The organism is Chryseobacterium hagamense (assembly GCF_007991455.1).
Lineage (GTDB): Bacteria > Bacteroidota > Bacteroidia > Flavobacteriales > Weeksellaceae > Chryseobacterium > Chryseobacterium hagamense.
Map to the genome: position 1 here is coordinate 37,910 of NZ_BJYJ01000001.1, position 17,606 is coordinate 55,515.

The window sequence follows — 17,606 nt, forward strand, 5'->3', positions numbered from 1 at the left end:
TGTAAAAAAGTTTGATACTTTACGCTAAACAGCGCACAAAAGCTTTTTAAAAACCTCGAAGAGGTTCGCGAATTCCTTCGATAATTTAAATGACAGATGAGACAAATCAAGATTTTTATATGCTGTGATTAAACAAAGGTTGTTCCGGTGAGCGTATCCGAAACCACACAATCATCTGTGAAAATCTGCGTAAATCCGTGGTTAATAAAACTTACATGCTTAAGTTGATAAATCTCAGTGAGCTCATTATAAATGAAATGGCTCTGTGAACCTTTCAGCAGTATACATGAATTTTTTCTTTGTGTGCCCTGTGTTCATAACAACCTGCAATCGCTTTAAACTTATGTTCCATTGTTTAGACGAAAAGCAATTCCGGTGGCTGAGCAGATCCCGAGTAACTTTATCATTTATGAAAGCCTTTGAAGCTGTGGTGAAATAATAAGTTTGAAAGTACTTTTAAACCGGTTCTTGGCATAAAAATAGGTGCCTTTTAGGTAATTAATCAAAAATACCAATCACGAGATGGAATTAAAAGACCAATCAGAAAAAAGCCTCAGAGGGAAAACCGTTGTGATTACCGGAGGAAGCAGTGGGGTAGGACGGGCTGCTGCCGAAGCTTTTGCCCTCGAAGGCTGTAATATTGTGGTGGCTGCCAGAGGGAAAGAAGCACTGGAAGAAACTGTTGCTTTATGCCGTGACCTTGAAGTTTCGGCGATGGCGGTACCTACGGACGTGTCTATTGCCAGTGAAGTTCAGAACCTTGCCAATAAAGCGCTGCAGTTCAACGGCCGGATCGATATCTGGATCAACAATGCGGGCGTAATGGCCAGCGGGAAATTTGAAGATATCCCGATGGACCTTAACGAGCAGGTTATCAAAACCAATCTTTTCGGCTATATGCACGGTGCTTACAGCGTATTGCCGGTCTTTAAAAAGCAGAATGACGGAATTTTAATCAACAATATCTCCATCGGCGGATTTATGCCGGCACCTTACAGTGCCGTATATTCGGCAACAAAATTCGGAATCAGGGGAATGATGGAATGCCTTCATGGTGAAATTTCAGATTTCCCCGAGGTCTACATCTGTAACCTGTTTCCTCAGATCCAGCGTTCTACCGGGAATATGCATTCCGCAAAATATTCGGGACTCGATTTTAAGATTCCGCCATTTGCCGCAGATCCACGGGATACGGCTGCCAAAATGGTGGAACTGGCAAAAAAACCGAGAAAGGAAATGTTTCCCGATGTTATGTCCAGAGTACTCACCGGGATGTACAAGTTTTTTCCGAAACCGGTCATCAATACCGCTTCTGCCGGAATGAGGCTGATGATGAAATTAAAAAAAGCCCCTTCGGATTCAGGGAATGTGCTGAAACCTTCTCCTTCGCCTCACCGCATTTACGGGGAAACGATTCTTCCCGTTCCTTCCAGAAAAACAAAAATAGCTTTACTAACCGGGCTTGGGCTTGGCATAACGTATCTGTTCTTAAAATCCAGAAAATCAGGAAAAAATCAGATCAGTTAGAAGAAACTTCTTTACGTTTTACAGACATTTGAAAATAAATAAAATCCGGAATCAAAACTGATCCCGGATTTTATTTTTAAAATTTATAGACAATGGCATTGATGTTCATGCCGGCTCCTACGGAAGCAAACAGCACAAGATCGCCTTTTCCGATCGTGTGGTTTTCAAGTTCGTTTTTCAGGATCATCGTCAGCAGGGTCGGGATTGTGGCCACACTGCTGTTCCCGAGCTTATTGATGACCATCGGCATAATACCGTCCGGAACAGGAGTATTGTAGAGCTGATAAAAACGGTTGACAATAGCTTCATCCATTTTTTCATTAGCCTGGTGAATGATAATTTTATCCAGCTGGTCAATGGAGCAGCCGCTTTTGTCAAGGCATTGCTTCATCGCTTCAGGGACGTGCACCAGGGCAAATTCATAAATTTTCCTTCCGTCCATCTTGATGTAGCGGGTATCAGGACAGCTTTCATTATTGTAAGACTTACCGAAATACAGGAAATCCTTTTCCTTAAAAGTATGGGAAGCCGAAAGATGAGAGAGTAGTCCTGATCCGTCCTCACTGCTTTCCAGGATTACAGCGCCGGCTCCGTCGGCATAGATCATGCTGTCCCGATCATGGATATCCACGACGCGGGAAAGTGTTTCCGCCCCTATGACCAGGCATCTCTTCGCAATTCCGGCTTTGATAAACGCATTAGCCTGGATGACGCCTTCGATCCATCCGGGACAGCCGAAAAGGACATCGTAAGCCACACAGAAATTATTCTTTATTTTCAAAAAGTGTTTTACCCTGGCCGCAAGGCTCGGCACTGCATCGGACTGAACCGTTCCTGCTTTTACATCACCGAAATTATGGGCAAAAATAATATAGTCGAGGGTTTCCGGATCTATTCCCGCATCTTCAATAGCTGCCTGGGCGGCAATCAGCCCGAGGTCTGAAGTAACCTGTCCGCTGCCTGCATATCTTCTTTCTTCAATACCGGTGATTTTTTGCAGCTTGCTGGTGATGGAAGCATTGTCTTCTTTAAGGATAACACCGTCATCACTCATGAAAACATGCTGATCAAAAAACAGATTGGTGATGGTTTCTGAAGGAATATAATTGCCGGTCCCGGTGATTTTACTGGTCATACATTTGTAATTTTTCGCTCTAAATATCAATAATCTGTAAATGTAACAATAATAAAACGGAAATTATATTTTTTTGCGCAGTTTAAACAAATTTAATAAAGGTTTACATAATGATTTATTCTTTGGTGACCGACGTTGGTTAATGAATTATGCTGAATATTTCAGATCATGCTTATCTTTTTACATGAGTAAATTTTGTCCGGTGACGGAATGATTTTTATCGTTATTTGAAAGAATTATTTATTATTTACTGCATAATTGGTAGGAAACCGGTATTTTTGCAGGGAATCAGTTAATGGGAATTTAGAGGTAAGTAATATTTAATTCATGTCATAATGAACAGCAAACCTTTACACAGTTTCCATATTCCCGTGATGGGATTGGCGTACACGATAGACAGCCCTATCCGTGTAGCACAATACGGTATTTCATCCGTAGTCTCTATTATCGATGATGAGATCATAGAGAAAATGAAAAATTTTTACAATGAAAAGTTCAACCTGAATTACCCCCGTATTTCAGCAAAGACGGATGATTGCCGTGCAAAAAGAATTACGGCGTATCTGGACATGATGGACGACATTGTGAATGAAAAATTCGAAGCTTTCAAAGAAGAAATTTCCAGAAACCGGACGGCCCTGAAAAGCTTTATCGAGATGCTTCCCGATACCTCCGCACTGAAAGAAAACCTGGCGCCGTTCCTGAACTGTAGGGAACGCATTTCCTCATCGCTGAAAATCTTCATCGATAACCATTTTACGAAAGGCAGTATCGACGTCAATATCATGACGAAAGTGGATAAAGAAAACTTCCGGGACGGGGAGCCGCTTCCCGTTATTTATAATGATGCCCATGCTTCGTTAAGGGGTTTTGCCAACAGCAGGTTGTCTTCGTCTGTGGTCCTTTCGGCAGGCATGAATCCGCGTTTATACAGCTACCTGGAAGAATTCGACGATTTTTTCCCGGATGAATCCGGACAGTTAAAAAAGAAGATTATCCTGAAAGTGAGTGATTTCCGGTCGGCCATGATCCAGGGGAATTTCCTGGCCAAAAAAGGGCTCTGGGTTTCTGAATACCGGGTGGAATCCGGGCTGAACTGCGGTGGCCATGCTTTTGCTACCGAAGGCCTCCTGCTGGGGCCGATCATGGAAGAATTCAGACATAAGAAAACAGAACTTTTAACTTCTGCCCATTCGCTGATGATAAAAGCACTGGAAGAAAAAGGCAGGAACATGGTAGCAGAACCTCTTCAGATGAAGATTACCGTGCAGGGCGGGGTAGGAACCGCCGAAGAACACGCGTTTCTGCTGAAGCAATACGGTGCCGACAGTATCGGCTGGGGATCGCCTTTCCTTCTGGTTCCGGAAGCTACTTCGGTAGATGAGGAAACCAGGGAGCTGCTGGCCGTTTCCAAAGAACAGGATTTTTACCTCAGCAACCTTTCACCGCTGGGCGTACCTTTCAATACCGTAACAGGAACTTCGAATGAAAGATTCAGACACGAAAGGCAAAAGAAAGACCGTTTCGGAAGTTCGTGCCCGAAGAAACTGCTGGCCTTAAGCAGAGAGTATTCTCCGGAAGGAATGTGTACTGCCTCAAAAAAATACCAGGACCTTAAATTTGCTGAACTGGAACAGGAAAAAGAACAGATTTCTGCGACGCTTTATAAAAAGAAAAGAGAAATAATTGCAGAAAAAGCCTGCCTTTGTGTCGGGCTGGTAAACGCGGCCTATCTGGAAAACGGCCTTGAGATCAAAGGCGAAAAACAGGGTGTGGTGATCTGTCCGGGACCCAATCTTGCCTATTTCAATAAACAAATCTCACTTTCCAGAATGGTGAAGCATATCTATGGGAATGACAATGTTCTGGGCACCGCCGGCCGTCCTAATATGTTTATCAATGAATTGAAAATGTATATCGATCACCTGGTAAAAGAAATCGGGGATTTTTCGGGAACCCTAACGAATTCGCAGATCAAAAAATGGAATACATTTAAAGGTAACCTGCTGAAAGGAATTGCGTATTATGAAGACCTTTTTTTGCAAACGGAATTTTTTAAAGCGGATACGCAGCTGGTACAGCAATTGAAAGAAAATAAAACGGTTTTAAGTAAAATTCAAATTCCTGAATTTTAAATCTGAGCGTTCGGTGACTTTTTTAAGCCGATGCAAGTTATAAAAGGCCGTGATCAATAGGATACGGCCTTTGTCAAACAAACAAAAATCAAAACAGCTTCCTGAAAAGGCTGACCCATTTATTATTCACCCGTGTTCCCCGCGAACTGAAATTGACACTGGCACCCCGTTTACCGATCGTGGTATTAACACCCTTTTGGCTGATATTCAGGTGGACACCCGGCATCAGTTTCACTCTTTTTCTGTAACTAAATCCCATATAATCAGATTGTTTTCGGTTAGTAATTTTATTTTTTTAAAGGTAGGGATATTTAAAAAGCGGTTTTTACGGGTTTCCGTAGAGTGCCGGAATAAATAACTTGAACCTAAAGTAGAAGCTGGAAGAGGAATGCCTGACGCCGGCAGTTCCTTAGGTCAAAATTACGATTAAAGTTATTGATTGCTCTGTGAAATCATTAACTGCCTTATCCGGGATAGGCTTTGTTTCCATCTTTATTCAGAACCTGATTTTTACTTTGATAACCAAATGAATGCAGATGAAACGGGTTCGGTGTACATCAGAAATATTGAAACAAATAAACCACACAGGTCTTTGCAGACCGGTAAGGCTTTAATATGATCATCTGCAATTTGATCATGTCATCCGCTGAGCTTTACGGCCAGGGGAGTTTAATACCGATTAATCAGGAAAGATCCTGAGCCATTACCAAAGTATGGGAAAAACTTTATTTATTCTGTTTTCTTTTTGTTGAGATGCGAAGAAATATGACGTAAAGAAAGGTGGGCCAGATCGATATTCCACAGCGGTTTACTTTCATTGATGACGACGTTGGTGCGGTTTTTCAGATCAAACTCTCCTATAAAACAATAATAAAGGTATTTATTGATCCTTACCTGGACGCGTTTGCCCTTATAGTTGAGATCGACAAAAAAGTAATAGATTTCATCCGAATAGAAATTCAGATAAAGAGCCATAATGTGCTCACTTATAAATCTTTTGCACTTAGCATGGGTCCAGGTATTAAGGCGCTTTATCCTTCCTTTACTGGAAATGTGAAACCGGTCCTCTATCCCGGGAATCGGCTTCCATACCTCATCCGGAAGATCTGCAAGGGAAAGGTTCATGCATGCCGGCGGATTGTTCATATCAATGTCAGGCCGGCCGAGCCTGTTCCAGACAGAAGTATTCAGGATTTTATCCGGCTTTTTTTTGGCAGCCGGTATCAGATCCTTTTCCGAAGGACCATCACCTTTTAAAAACCACCGGAATTGCCCTGCGGTAAGATGTTCTTTTTCAATGACATCCAGAATGTTGGTCCGGCTGATGCCCACGCTGTCTGCGGCAGCATCCATATTGTCGTAAGAAGCAACAAAATCACCCTCCACCGTATACTGGCTTACGGGCCGGTCAAAATCCCTTTTTTTACCCCTTTTGAGCTTCATGGTTTTATAATGCAGCTCACTGACGGATAATTTTTCCAGGTTATCAGCATGTACGTGAAACTGGTTGTTGTCTTTAAACGATATAAGAAATGACCGGTCTTCCATATCAAATTTTTCGACAAAATGATAGTACACCAGACGGGGAATCGACTTTCCGTAATCCTTTCCTTCTGAACACAAACTACCCCGGACCGTGTAAAAATCCTTATTCAGTTGTTTGTTGAAATATTTGTAGACACGAAGTTTCTTAATCGTATCTTTCATTCTCCATACGCCGCCCGTTGAATTGATTACTATACGTTCAAGACTCTTGATCCGGCCGTAATTTGAAATGGCATAGTTCTCGAAATCTTCGATCAGTTTCCATTCTTCATCAGGAAGATCTTCGAGAGATCGGTTGGCAAGAACTTCGTTAAGGTATCGGTCCTCTATGTCGGTAGGCAGTTTCATAATTAGGTAAAATTTGTGCTTAAGTCCCCGGCATTAAATATAATAAAAGTTTTAAACATGAAAATATTTAAACGAAGGTCTTTACATAAAAAATCCTGCACGGATACCGTACAGGACTAATTTTTTGCGGAGAAAGAGGGATTCGAACCCCCGGACCTGTTACAGTCAATAGTTTTCAAGACTATCGCAATCGACCACTCTGCCATTTCTCCTTCAACACCGGGATTGCCGTTGTTTTCAGTGGTGCAAATATAGGATTATTTTCAATACCGGCAAAACATATTTCCGGAAAACCTTTGGAATACGGCTATAAGTCTATAGTTCAACCAATAAAATTCAACAGGTTTAAAAGGTTTATTTTGGAATCAAACTTTAAGATTTAGAACAACCCCCCTCAGTCTGTGATTATTCCGGCTGAATGATCACATACCGGACCAATGGAAACGCATGTTTTACTGTTTGGCGGATGCGAAGGACGGCCTCGGTAATTTCTTCCGTATCGAGATGGTCTTCAAAGTCGATGATCAGAACCAGCACGATCTCTTCCGGCGACTGGTAAGTGGATAAAATATTTTTTGTCCTGACGACCGCATCATCCTGCTCTGCCAGTCGGGTGATTTTTTCCCTGGTCTCAGGCGATATTCCTTCACCCATCAGCAGGCTTCTGCTTTCCCGCGCCAGGATCAATGACACGAAGACCAGAATCAGCCCGACGATAATCGATGCCACCCCGTCCAGTTCCGGAATCCCGAATGCATGGCTGATGCCCATCAGGATCATCACGACCGTCAGACCTGCTACCGCCGCACCATCTTCAAAAACCACCAGGAAGCTCGACGGGTCTTTGCTTTTGATGATCGCATCCCACCACCGTACACCGTTGCGGGTCTTGTTGAATTCCTTTACGGAAATAATCAGCGAGGTACCTTCGAAAATCAGCGAAAGAATGAGGACAATATAGTTCCAGAACGGGTCTTTCATTACTTCGGGTTCAATGATGTGCAGAATTCCCTGGTAAACGGAAAGGGCGCCCCCAAGGCCGAAGATCAGGATCGAAACCACAAAAGACCAGAAATACAGTTCTTTGCCATAGCCGAAAGGGTGCGATTCGTCAGCCGCTTTTTTGCTCCTTTTGATTCCGTACAGCAACAGGATCTGGTTGGTGGTATCCACCGTAGAATGGATTCCTTCGGAGATCATGGAAGAACTGTTGGTAAATCCCCCTGCGATAAATTTGGTCACTGCAATCAGCAGATTGGCGGCGAGGGCACTGTAAATGGATTTGCGGTTATTGGCCATGGATGGTAATAAAATAAGGGATACTCAGGCTATATATTAAAAAGTAAGCTTTACCAAATGTATGCCAGCGTCCCGGACGGGCGGAACAACGGTTTCTGCTGATCGCCTTACAGGCTGCTAAACAGATAACCGATCAGGAAAATGCTGATGGACATGATCAGGACCGTTACGATCAAAATCAGGGAATTGTTTCCCACGGATACATTCTCCATGATCCGTTTCCTGGTTTTCCGGTAATTCAGGTAGGAGAGGAGCAGAATGATGACACCGGCGGCTACCAGGACCAGTCCGGTCACCCCGGAATACTCTTTCTGGTAATGCACCAGGTGCTGTGCGGTATTCAGCAAAGCAATCTGTTTCAGGAACAGGGAAAATTTCACCAGGATAAACCCGAAACCCATCAGGGCCACGGAAGTCCTTAGCCAGGCAAGGAAAGTGCGTTCGTTCGCCAGATGATCGCTGGTGTTGTTTTTTTCATTCGTCATCGTATGATTTTAAATGGTCTGAAGTTCATGATCAGTTGGAATGCAAACCGCAATCCAATGCCTAAATTTTATAAGATGAATTTTATTTTCCGGCCGAATGGGTAAAACCCGTTCCAATTGATTACGGCTGTCGCACACAGACGGTTGTTGATGTAAATTCAGCCTGATCTTTTAATGATAAATTGCGAGGAATAATTTAATGTAAAGTTTTATGGTTAACGTAAACTCGAAGAAGAAACGAAGTAAACAGGCTGGAAGAGAGAAGCCGGATGCCGGAAGTATCTCCTGTCAAAAATATAATGATAGGTCTTGATAATCAAACTAAACATTTTGCTATTCTATCAGGAAAATTATTACTTAATCCTGAATAAACAGCCTTAAACCAAGATCTGGTTTATATTGTTTTAAAATCCCGGAGGAATGGCTTATTACAGGATAGGACAAAATCCTATCAGAAGCGTTAACCGTTTACTCATTTTATCCAGAGGTATTCTATTCATAATCCAGACTACCGGCCTAAATTTTATTTCTGAATTGAATAAATGCCCGGATATGATATTAATATGGCCGAATTCACGTTATGGGTACTGCGTCTGTTTTTAAGGGAGCAAAGCAGGCGGCAAGCTGCCGGAAAAGTATGTACATATTCCGCTCGCTTTATCAGATCAGCCTGCTGATCCTTTCTTTGCTTCCTTAGATTATGTATTGGTAAAAATAAACGTTGCGTTTAAAAAAAGGGACAGGCAAGTTTCGGCAGCAGCCCTTTATCCCGGATAGGTCAAACCCTCTATTATTCATGCATTTAAACCTGATTAATTCGATAATGTATAATGGCGGCTCACTGCTTCACTGCTTACAGGGGCATAGTAATTGCACGTATCCGCAGGTGCCGGAATAAAGGTGTTTTATAATTCCTGCTCTTTTATCCGGTCTGAAAGATCATAGGGGCATCAAACTGCAGATACAGGTTTAATAGATCAGATACCATTGATTTTTAGCTTTTTAAACCCTTTTATTTGCGGCAGATATAAAATGATGATCTTAAGATGATCCACAGACATTCATACATTTTATCATATAAATATTAAAAAACTGAATTTTGGATTTTAAAACCTTTACCCAACGCTGTATTCTCGTGATTTCGCTGGTCGTGGCCGTTCTTCTGGCTACCTTCGGAATCGATTTCTTTTTTATGCTTTTTGCCTCGGTCGTTCTGGCGGTACTGCTCATTTCGATTGCTATGAAAATGAAAGGCTGGCTGAAAATAAAATACGGTTTTGCACTGACTATCACCGTGCTGCTGATTGTTGTCCTCACTGCCGGAACCGGCTTCCTGATCTATCCTTCGCTTAACGAACAGGCTGCACAGCTGCAGAAGGACATTCCGCAGTCGGTGGATCAGCTCAGGGAGAATTTATCCCACACGTCCTGGGGAAAAGACCTGCTGAAAAACATCAAGGATCCGGGTGAAATGGTAAATGACAATAAAAAAGATATTGTGAATAGCACGACCGCCGTATTTTCGGCTACGCTATCCTCTTTGGCCAATACGTTTGTGGTGCTGGTCATCGCGCTGTTCTTTGCCGCAGATCCGCATCTGTATAAGAAAGGGTTCCTGTACCTGATCCCGGACCGGTCGGTACGGAAGACGGATGAACTCATTAACAAATGCTATGAAACCCTGGCCAACTGGCTCAAAGGGAAATTCCTGTCGATGATGGTCGTAGGGGTGCTGACGTATATCGGACTCATTATTTTAGATTTTCCGATCCCACTCGTACTTTCACTTATTGCGATGGTCCTGACCTTTATTCCCAACATCGGACCGATCATTGCGATGGTTCCGGCGATGCTGATCGGGTTGGTAAACGGGCCCGAGCAGGCCCTGTATGCAGCTGCACTTTATATGATTGTCCAGACTTTGGAAAGTTATCTCATTACGCCGTACATCAACAAGAAAGCCGTAGACCTTCCGCCGGCTCTGACGCTGGCCTGGCAGGTGTTCCTTGGAATTTTCCTGGGCGGGATCGGGCTTTTTATGGCCACTCCTTTGCTGGCCGTTATTTTCGTACTGGTCAATGATCTGTATATAAAAGGCTATCTGAAAAAAAAGAACGCCGGCCTTTCGTAATTCATATGGTTTTATATTCAACAGATTCAGGTAATTTTCAGCTGAAATTTTTTTCATAGTGAATAGGTTAGGGCAGGTTAACCCGTTCCAATTGATTAGGGCTGTTGCAGGCAGAGGGTTGTTTAAATTCGGTGCGATCTTTAATGATGAATTAAGAAATAATTTAATGCAGAGTTTTATGTTTGCTGCGCGTATTCTTAAGGGAGCAAAGAAAATTATTTTGATATTCAAGCCACCGGAAGCATTTTAACTGAAAATTTCTGCCATCCGGCTTCCCTCTTCCAGCCCTTTAATCGGGTTTCTCTTCCGAATTCCCGTTGAATTAACGTGGATTCGACCGTATCAACATCATATGCAGTCGATTATTTAATTAGAAAATAAAAATGAGACTGATGCAGTCGGGCTTTTAAATAACACTCATCTTGACGGAACAAATACACGGTTTATGCTTCAGACAGGGTTTTATCCTATCCTGTACTAAGCCGTTCTTCCAGGACTTTAAAAACAAAAGAAATCCGTCCCCTGATTGAAAAAATGGCTGGTTATTAAGGGTTGAATTAGAACTCCTCTGATAAAGCGGTAACCTATTCAGTTTGATGATCAGTACCTTTGATCCTGTATCTGGCAAGAGAAACTTCCGGCATCCGGTTTTCCTCTTCCAGCCTTTATATTGCGGTTTGTATCTCGAATCCCCGTTAAATTATGCATCAGGAAAAATAAATTGTGTGTTTAAAAATTAATCCGGTTAAGCACAGACGCAACGTGCAGATACAAGCCAATTTCGGTCGGTTCCTGTTTCATATCCCCGTTCAGACGAATGAAAAGTTCAGGATACCGGTTAACCATTGACAATGAGATAAAAATACATTGCCCATGCCGATATCTTTGCTTAATTTCATCCCATAAACTTCAGCATTCCGGAAACGGAACAGATCCTTAAACGGTTCCCGGCCGGAGTTGCTCCCGAAAGAAGTACACCGATCATTTAACCCGACCGTTCAGCAGGCTGAAAAGCCTGTTCATGATTAAAAATAAATAACCTGCTCAAATCCATACTTTATGTCTGAAACAGAAATCACCCTCATTGATCCTATTGCGGATTTCAACAACTGGCCTGCTATGAAAACCGGCTGGAACATCACATTGATCGACAACAAACCGTCGCTGGAAATTGATTTTCTCTTTAATGAAACGGAATACTATGGCCTCCTGAATGTTGTTCTCAAGGATCCGGAGAAAAAGATACTGACGGTTGCCTACACCTTACCCCCGGATCCGGATGCGGCCGTTGACAAAGCCCGGTATTCTTTTGATGCAGACATCAGCATCCTCGGCATTACGCTGAATGACGATAAAAATTCGGTTGATATTGCGGTCGGCCAGATCCCGGAGGACGGGGTGGCTACCCTCTGGGTAAACGAAATGGAATTTACCGGAATAAAAGATACGTATTCCGGTTCGGCCGGCTTTTCTACAGATGCTGAATTTAAAGATATTTCTCTATTAAATGCTGAAATGCCAGCCGCTAAAAACCTGTATGAGGGAAGTTCAACATGTTTTGATCCCAGACAACCCGTTACGGTCGTACTGAAAGCCAGCCTTTTTCCGGAGCAGGCCTTTACCCTTAATGAGGCCGGTTTTCATCTTTGGCTAAAACATATTGTTCTGTTCCTGGAAGCCCGCCTGAAGGGAGGTCCGGTTAATGAAATCCCTGAACGGACGTACAAATTTACTTTTCCCGTAGATCCTGCTTCGGCAGATAAAAAAAGCGTGCTCGAACTTTTTCTTACGCCTTACCTTACGGATGGCAATCTGAAAGCATTGTCAGGTGGAAAGATGATAAAGATCAAACCTTTATCCGGTTTTCCGGACGGAGATTCGGGCCGTGCCGGATTTGTAGAAGAATTTGAGAAGATCTTCCTGCCCAAGAACGGACTGAAGGTAGCCTTTGGAAAGGACCGCAGTGAAGATCCTTCAGCCTGGGCGATCCGGATCATTGCAGAGGATTCGCAGCCTTTTATCGGGTATCAAATAGAAGATAAAGCGGCCGTTGTTCTCGCACCCAAACCCGTTTTCAACAACCTGCTTGGCAAAAGCAATGTTCCGCTTCCTGTGTTTGATCCGGTTAACGGACTGGATTTCAGCGAAGGCCGCACGATGGCTTTCAATGATATTGACCTGAACGAATGGTTCCGGGATTTCTTCCGGTATTTTGATTCGCTGTCGGATCCTGCCTATGCCGGAGCTCTGGAATTAAAAGAAGGCCCTGCAGATCAGGGGATGACGTTCCGGGAAAAGCTGGAAGGGCAGCGCGAAAGATTGGCGGATCGCCTTAAAAACCTGCTCGTTCCCGTTTTTGAGAAGGAAACCGTTTTTGCCGGAGATGCCCAGGAGGCGTTCGGAAAAGCAGTGTCGGAAAGGCTGTCCCATTTTTATGAGCTGAAATCGGTGCTGCAGCTAAGTGCCGAAATAGCTCCCAATAATCTTATTGCGGGATGCTTATCAGGACATATTTTTGCGGATCAGCCTGAATATGGCCGTATTCCTGAAATCAGGACCGCCGCTTCAGACCTGCCGCTGCATCCGGCCGGAACCGCCGGCCTGCAGGTCATGCTGTACAGCCCGGAAATATCGGAAGATCTCCCAGACCTCCCGGTTCCTGCAGATCTTTCCTATCAGGTTACTTCGCTGGAAAATTGCAGGGTAGAGCCGGAAACCGGAGACGCGCCGCCGGTGTCGCTGGCGTTTTTCACAAAGGACAATCCGCTCCTGTCGGCGAGAAAACTTCCGGCCCTCCCGGAACGGGTCCCGCTTCCTTTAAGCCGGTGTCCGGTTGCGCCGTTACTACATTCGCCATCCGGAAACGCTGTGGATTTCAGAGACGGAAACCTGGCCGGTCTCCTGCAATGGGAATTCCGTTTTTCTTATTCCCGAATTAACCGGCACGACCGTATGGATTTCACGGTTTACGATCATCAGCCCGAACCTTTCGAAAGCGGTTCCGGACAGAAGAACTTCGGGGCCTTCGATGATCTGGCCCAGCTCCTTCACCTGCAGCCCCGGATGCAGGAAACTATCGGCGCGCTTACCGGTATCACCGGGGAAAGTCCGGATGATGCCGTTTCCGCAGCAAAAGTGATGCTGAATGCGTACACGGGACTGGTAGAAAACTTCATTAATCATATTGCCATTGACGATTTCTGGGGAGTCAATCTTTCCGGCTACGAAAATGGCGCTCCGGAAGGGCTGTTTTCCTTTACCCTTAAAGAAGGCATTACCACCATCGGGAATACGGAAGATGCTGTGACGGTCACCATTGCCCTGTCAACAGAAGACACTGAAAAATACGGATTTCCCGAAATAGAAATTGAAGCATACCAGACGGTCTTGCATAAAAATACTGAAGTTATCCCGGGCAGCGGGACTTATTATTTCACCCGGGACGGGAAGCCATTATCCTTTGCAGAAGCTGAAGCGGCCGGCATCATTTCCCGCACCCTGATTTTCAGCACCCTGAATATCACCTGCCACTCTGATCTTGCGGTATCAGCCGTGATAAAAAGGAACCTGGAGCTTGTTCCCGGCAAAAAAGTAAATCCTGTATTTCAGATGACCGGTCCGGCGGGTCTATTGCCTGCTTTTTCCATGATGATCGACTGTCCCGATGCCCTTGATATGGCTTCCTTTGCTCCCGATAAAGGTAAGAAATATACGTTGCCGGAGCACCTCAGCCATTTGTTCACCGGGTTGTTGCAGAAGAATGAGCATCCTAAGCTGTATTTCCAACTGGTTGTCAGCTACGAATATACGATCGCCGGTACCGGGATTCCCGTTCAGCTTCCTGTAGTGCTGAGACCCGTAGGCGTGCTTACCGGCCCGGACAACCGGCATGCACCTCATCCTGGAATTTCAGAACCTTTGGCTGCCGCTGTCAATGAATGGCTGCAGATCAACAATCCCGGTAAAGAAAATGCGATGTTGAAAATGGATCTTACCCTATATGGCCAGGAAAATCAGCCAAAACCGTTGCTCAGGTTATCCGGCCTGTATCTTAAAATGGAAGATATGGAACAATAAGCCGTATTTAACTGAGACCCCAAGAAAAACCTGGATTGACAGGTTGGAAAAGGCTTTTTTACAGCATCAATGTCTTTTGTTGCTTTGTGGTTAAATATCTGGGCACTGTGACCGTGGCTTTGGCTCCGCTCAGCCACCGGAACAGCCGTCATTTAATCACAGCATAAAAAATCTTAATTTTTTTTAAAGCTTTTCCATCTCATGTGACTCATGTGTTAATCTTCTGCAGTTACGGAGCAACCCTTCCCGAAGGTGGATGCCCGAACTTCTTTTTAAACGCATAAGAAAAATGCGACAGGCTCTGAAAGCCCACCTCCAGATACACTTCCGAGGCTTTCCTCTTCCTGGTGCCGATGAGGTATCGGGCCTGGTCCAGCCTTTTGTCCTGCAGCCACTGCCGGGGTGCCGAACCAAAGACCTGACGGAAATCCCGTTTGAAGGCCGACAGGCTGCGGCCGGTCAGTTGCGCGAACTGGTCCAGGGGAATGTTGAACCTGAAGTTGTTCAGCATAAACTTTTCAAGGTCGATTTTATGCGGTGCCGAAAAGTCGAACAGGGAATTCCGGAGTTCCGGTAAGGTTTGGAGAAGGAGAAGGATGACCTCTTTCACTTTCAGGAGGCCCAGGGCATCGGTGATTTCCGGTCCGGCATGGCGGGCGTACGGAACCACCGACTGCAGATAGCCTTTAAGGAAATCATTGACGGGGATTTGCCGGTTGGGCAACCCATGATCAACGCCGTCAGGCTGGATGCCTTCTTCCAGGGCGATGGTGCGCAGTAAGCTTTCCTGCAGGGAAATGACGATGGTCTCATACGGTGCGCCGGTCGGCGGAACCTTGGTCATGGTGCCGACCTGGTTTTTCCCGATCAGCAGCAGTTCCCCGCCGTTGATGAATACCGTCTGCGCAGAAGTTTCCAGGGTAAAGTGCCCCGACACCTGGAAGATCAGGGTGGGGTGGTTCCACAGGAAAACCTTTTCCGTGCGCACCGCCGAAAGGTAAGAATAGAAAATAACGCCTGGCAGGATCTCCTGCGGACTGTCGGTCATATCCATTGTATTTTATCGCTCATGGTAAAAGGCCAGAAGTGGGGTGCCGGATGTACCTCCGGTTAAAATAAGGTTAAACATATTTAAAGCCTGTATAAATTTACCATTTATATTTTAACATGAAGAGCCTGTTTAAATTTTGAGTTCTTTTTAACATTAAGCGATTAAGATCTTTTAGCTTATAAATAGCCAATTTATTGATTTTAAATTTATTAACTTAGATTCAGGCAAAAGGTTATGCAATGGTAAAAGTTAAGAATAAACAAAGTTTATTTTGATTCAGAAAATTAAGATGAAGAGAAATGACGAAAAACTTTCTGAGTTGAAATTTAAACAGGCTCTGATAATTTAAGGTATTGTAGCTTGAAAAATCAATGCCCGGCGGCCCGGCGTTATTCAGTTCAATTAACGTGAATCCGGTAGTATTTGACTTATATTCAGTCTTTTAATTGTTTAAAAATAAATTAATGCTGATTCAGTCGGGATGATGGATAGAATTGCTCTTGGTAAAATGAATAAACGGTTTACGCTTCTGACGGGATTTTATCCTATCCTGTAATAAGTCATCCCTTCGGGATTTTAAAACAATATAAATCAGATCATGATTTAAGGCTGTTTATTCAGGATTAAACGAGAATTTCCTCTGATAGAATGGTAAAATGTTTAGTTTGATGATCAAGCCATTCATTATATTTTTGACAGGAGAGACTTCCGGCATCCGGCTTCCCACTTCCAGCCCTCAAGTCCTTCAGCCCGGCTGCTATTCCGGGTTCACGTTGAAATGAATGCTCATTTTCTCATGTTAGCTGCTGAAAACAAATGGTGTTTACCGTTGTAAATAGGTGTCGCCACGGATTTCGCCGATGGCAAAGGCCTGGTCTAAGAACGCCAGTTCCTCCGCCGTGAGGGTCATCTGGACCGCTGCGATGTTCTCCGGAAGCCTCGACGGCCGGCTCATGCTCACCAAAGGCATGATGTTCCGGCCCTGGTCTTTTACCCATGCAATGGCCAGCTGGGTCGCCGTGCAGCCTTTCTGCCCGGCCAGCTGCTTCAGCAGTTCCGCTTTTTCCAGGTTGTGAACCAGGTTCTCGCCCCGGAACCGGGAAAAGGCGTTGCGGTAATCATCTGACGGCAGCGGAGCCTTTAGGGTGCCGGTCAGCAGTCCTTCGGCCGTGTTGGCGAAGGCGACAACGGCAATGCCCAGCTCTTCCGCTACAGGCAGCAGGTCTTTCTCGATCTGGCGGTCGGCCAGGGAATAACCGATTTCCAGTGCGCTGATGGGATGGATTCCGTTGGCTTTCCGGAGCTGGTCGGCGGTGATTTCCGAAACGCCGATGTGTCTTACCTTTCCTTCCTGTACCAGGTCGGCTACGGTGCCGATGATGTCTTCGATGGGCACACTGCCGTCCATCCGGCTCGGCTGGTAGAGGTCGATCGTATCGGTCCCCAGCCGGGTGAGGGAATAATTGATGAAATTCCTGATCGAAACCGGCCGGAGGTCCATCCCGATCGGCTGCCCGTTGTGGAAGACCGCCCCGAATTTCACGCTGATAAACGCTTCGTCTCTTCTGCCCTTGATCGCCTTTCCGATCAGCAGCTCATTGTGCCCGGCCCCGTAAAAATCGCCGGTGTTCAGGAAACGGATGCCATTGTCGAGTGCCTGCCGGATCGTGGCTATACCTTCCGCCTCATCCGGCACCGGTCCGCCCCAGATCGAAGACATCCGCATGCAGCCCAATCCAAGCCCCGCTACCCAGGGACCGTCCTGTCCCAATTGTATTTTTGTGATGTTGTTCATAATTCAAAGGTAAGGGGTTTTGAAGCAAGTTGGTTTCGTGAGCGGTCCAGGTTTTTTTGGTGGGTGGGCCGGGGAGGA

The 17,606-nt window shown here is 45.0% G+C and carries 12 protein-coding genes and 1 tRNA gene; 5 read left to right on the forward strand and 8 right to left on the reverse strand.

Going from position 1 to position 17,606, the window contains the following annotated elements; translation table 11 throughout:
- Positions 1–522 precede the first annotated feature (522 nt).
- Positions 523–1,527: an SDR family oxidoreductase gene (locus CHA01nite_RS00150; protein ID WP_146939195.1), complete on the forward strand. Its 1,005-nt coding sequence runs from the start codon at positions 523–525 to the stop codon at positions 1,525–1,527.
- Between the two features lie 76 nt (positions 1,528–1,603).
- Here CHA01nite_RS00150 and CHA01nite_RS00155 read toward each other — a convergent pair whose 3' ends face one another.
- A complete protein-coding gene (locus tag CHA01nite_RS00155) occupies positions 1,604–2,662 on the reverse strand; it encodes a 3-oxoacyl-ACP synthase III family protein (protein WP_146939196.1) in 1,059 nt (352 codons plus the stop codon).
- 335 nt (positions 2,663–2,997) lie between these two features.
- Between CHA01nite_RS00155 and CHA01nite_RS00160 the strand changes: the two genes are divergently transcribed.
- Positions 2,998–4,797 (forward strand): hypothetical protein, encoded by a 1,800-nt coding sequence (locus CHA01nite_RS00160; protein ID WP_146939197.1) that lies wholly within the window; start codon positions 2,998–3,000, stop codon positions 4,795–4,797.
- 88 nt (positions 4,798–4,885) lie between these two features.
- Here the strand turns inward: CHA01nite_RS00160 and CHA01nite_RS00165 are convergent, their stop codons facing one another.
- The 5 genes from CHA01nite_RS00165 to CHA01nite_RS00185 form a co-directional block, all read right to left on the reverse strand.
- Complete coding sequence (locus tag CHA01nite_RS00165) at positions 4,886–5,056, reverse strand: DUF4236 domain-containing protein (protein WP_146939198.1); 171 nt, start codon at positions 5,054–5,056, stop codon at positions 4,886–4,888.
- Positions 5,057–5,526: 470 nt separating this feature from the next.
- On the reverse strand, positions 5,527–6,690 hold the full coding sequence (locus CHA01nite_RS00170; protein WP_146939199.1) for an NUMOD4 domain-containing protein: 1,164 nt from the start codon (positions 6,688–6,690) through the stop codon (positions 5,527–5,529).
- Positions 6,691–6,817: 127 nt separating this feature from the next.
- A tRNA-Ser gene (locus tag CHA01nite_RS00175) sits at positions 6,818–6,902 on the reverse strand.
- A 193-nt stretch (positions 6,903–7,095) separates the two neighbouring features.
- Entirely contained in the window at positions 7,096–7,989 is an 894-nt protein-coding gene (locus CHA01nite_RS00180; protein ID WP_146939200.1) for a cation diffusion facilitator family transporter, read from the reverse strand.
- A 107-nt stretch (positions 7,990–8,096) separates the two neighbouring features.
- Entirely contained in the window at positions 8,097–8,474 is a 378-nt protein-coding gene (locus CHA01nite_RS00185) for a YidH family protein (protein ID WP_146939201.1), read from the reverse strand.
- Between the two features lie 1,099 nt (positions 8,475–9,573).
- Here CHA01nite_RS00185 and CHA01nite_RS00190 point away from each other — a divergent pair.
- The 3 genes from CHA01nite_RS00190 (at position 9,574) to CHA01nite_RS00195 (ending at position 14,682) form a co-directional block, all read left to right on the forward strand.
- Complete coding sequence (locus CHA01nite_RS00190) at positions 9,574–10,605, forward strand: AI-2E family transporter (RefSeq protein ID WP_170234654.1); 1,032 nt, start codon at positions 9,574–9,576, stop codon at positions 10,603–10,605.
- Positions 10,606–10,663: 58 nt separating this feature from the next.
- Positions 10,664–10,855 carry a hypothetical protein gene (locus CHA01nite_RS20405; protein ID WP_170234655.1) on the forward strand — a complete coding sequence of 64 codons (192 nt, stop codon included), beginning with the start codon at positions 10,664–10,666 and terminating at the stop codon, positions 10,853–10,855.
- 809 nt (positions 10,856–11,664) lie between these two features.
- Entirely contained in the window at positions 11,665–14,682 is a 3,018-nt protein-coding gene (locus CHA01nite_RS00195) for a hypothetical protein (RefSeq protein WP_146939203.1), read from the forward strand.
- Positions 14,683–14,911: 229 nt separating this feature from the next.
- Here the strand turns inward: CHA01nite_RS00195 and CHA01nite_RS00200 are convergent, their stop codons facing one another.
- Together CHA01nite_RS00200 and CHA01nite_RS00205 are read right to left on the reverse strand one after the other, a co-directional pair.
- Complete coding sequence (locus tag CHA01nite_RS00200; protein WP_146939204.1) at positions 14,912–15,730, reverse strand: helix-turn-helix domain-containing protein; 819 nt, start codon at positions 15,728–15,730, stop codon at positions 14,912–14,914.
- Positions 15,731–16,556: 826 nt separating this feature from the next.
- A complete protein-coding gene (locus tag CHA01nite_RS00205) occupies positions 16,557–17,528 on the reverse strand; it encodes an aldo/keto reductase (protein WP_146939205.1) in 972 nt (323 codons plus the stop codon).
- Between the last annotated feature and the right edge of the window lie 78 nt (positions 17,529–17,606).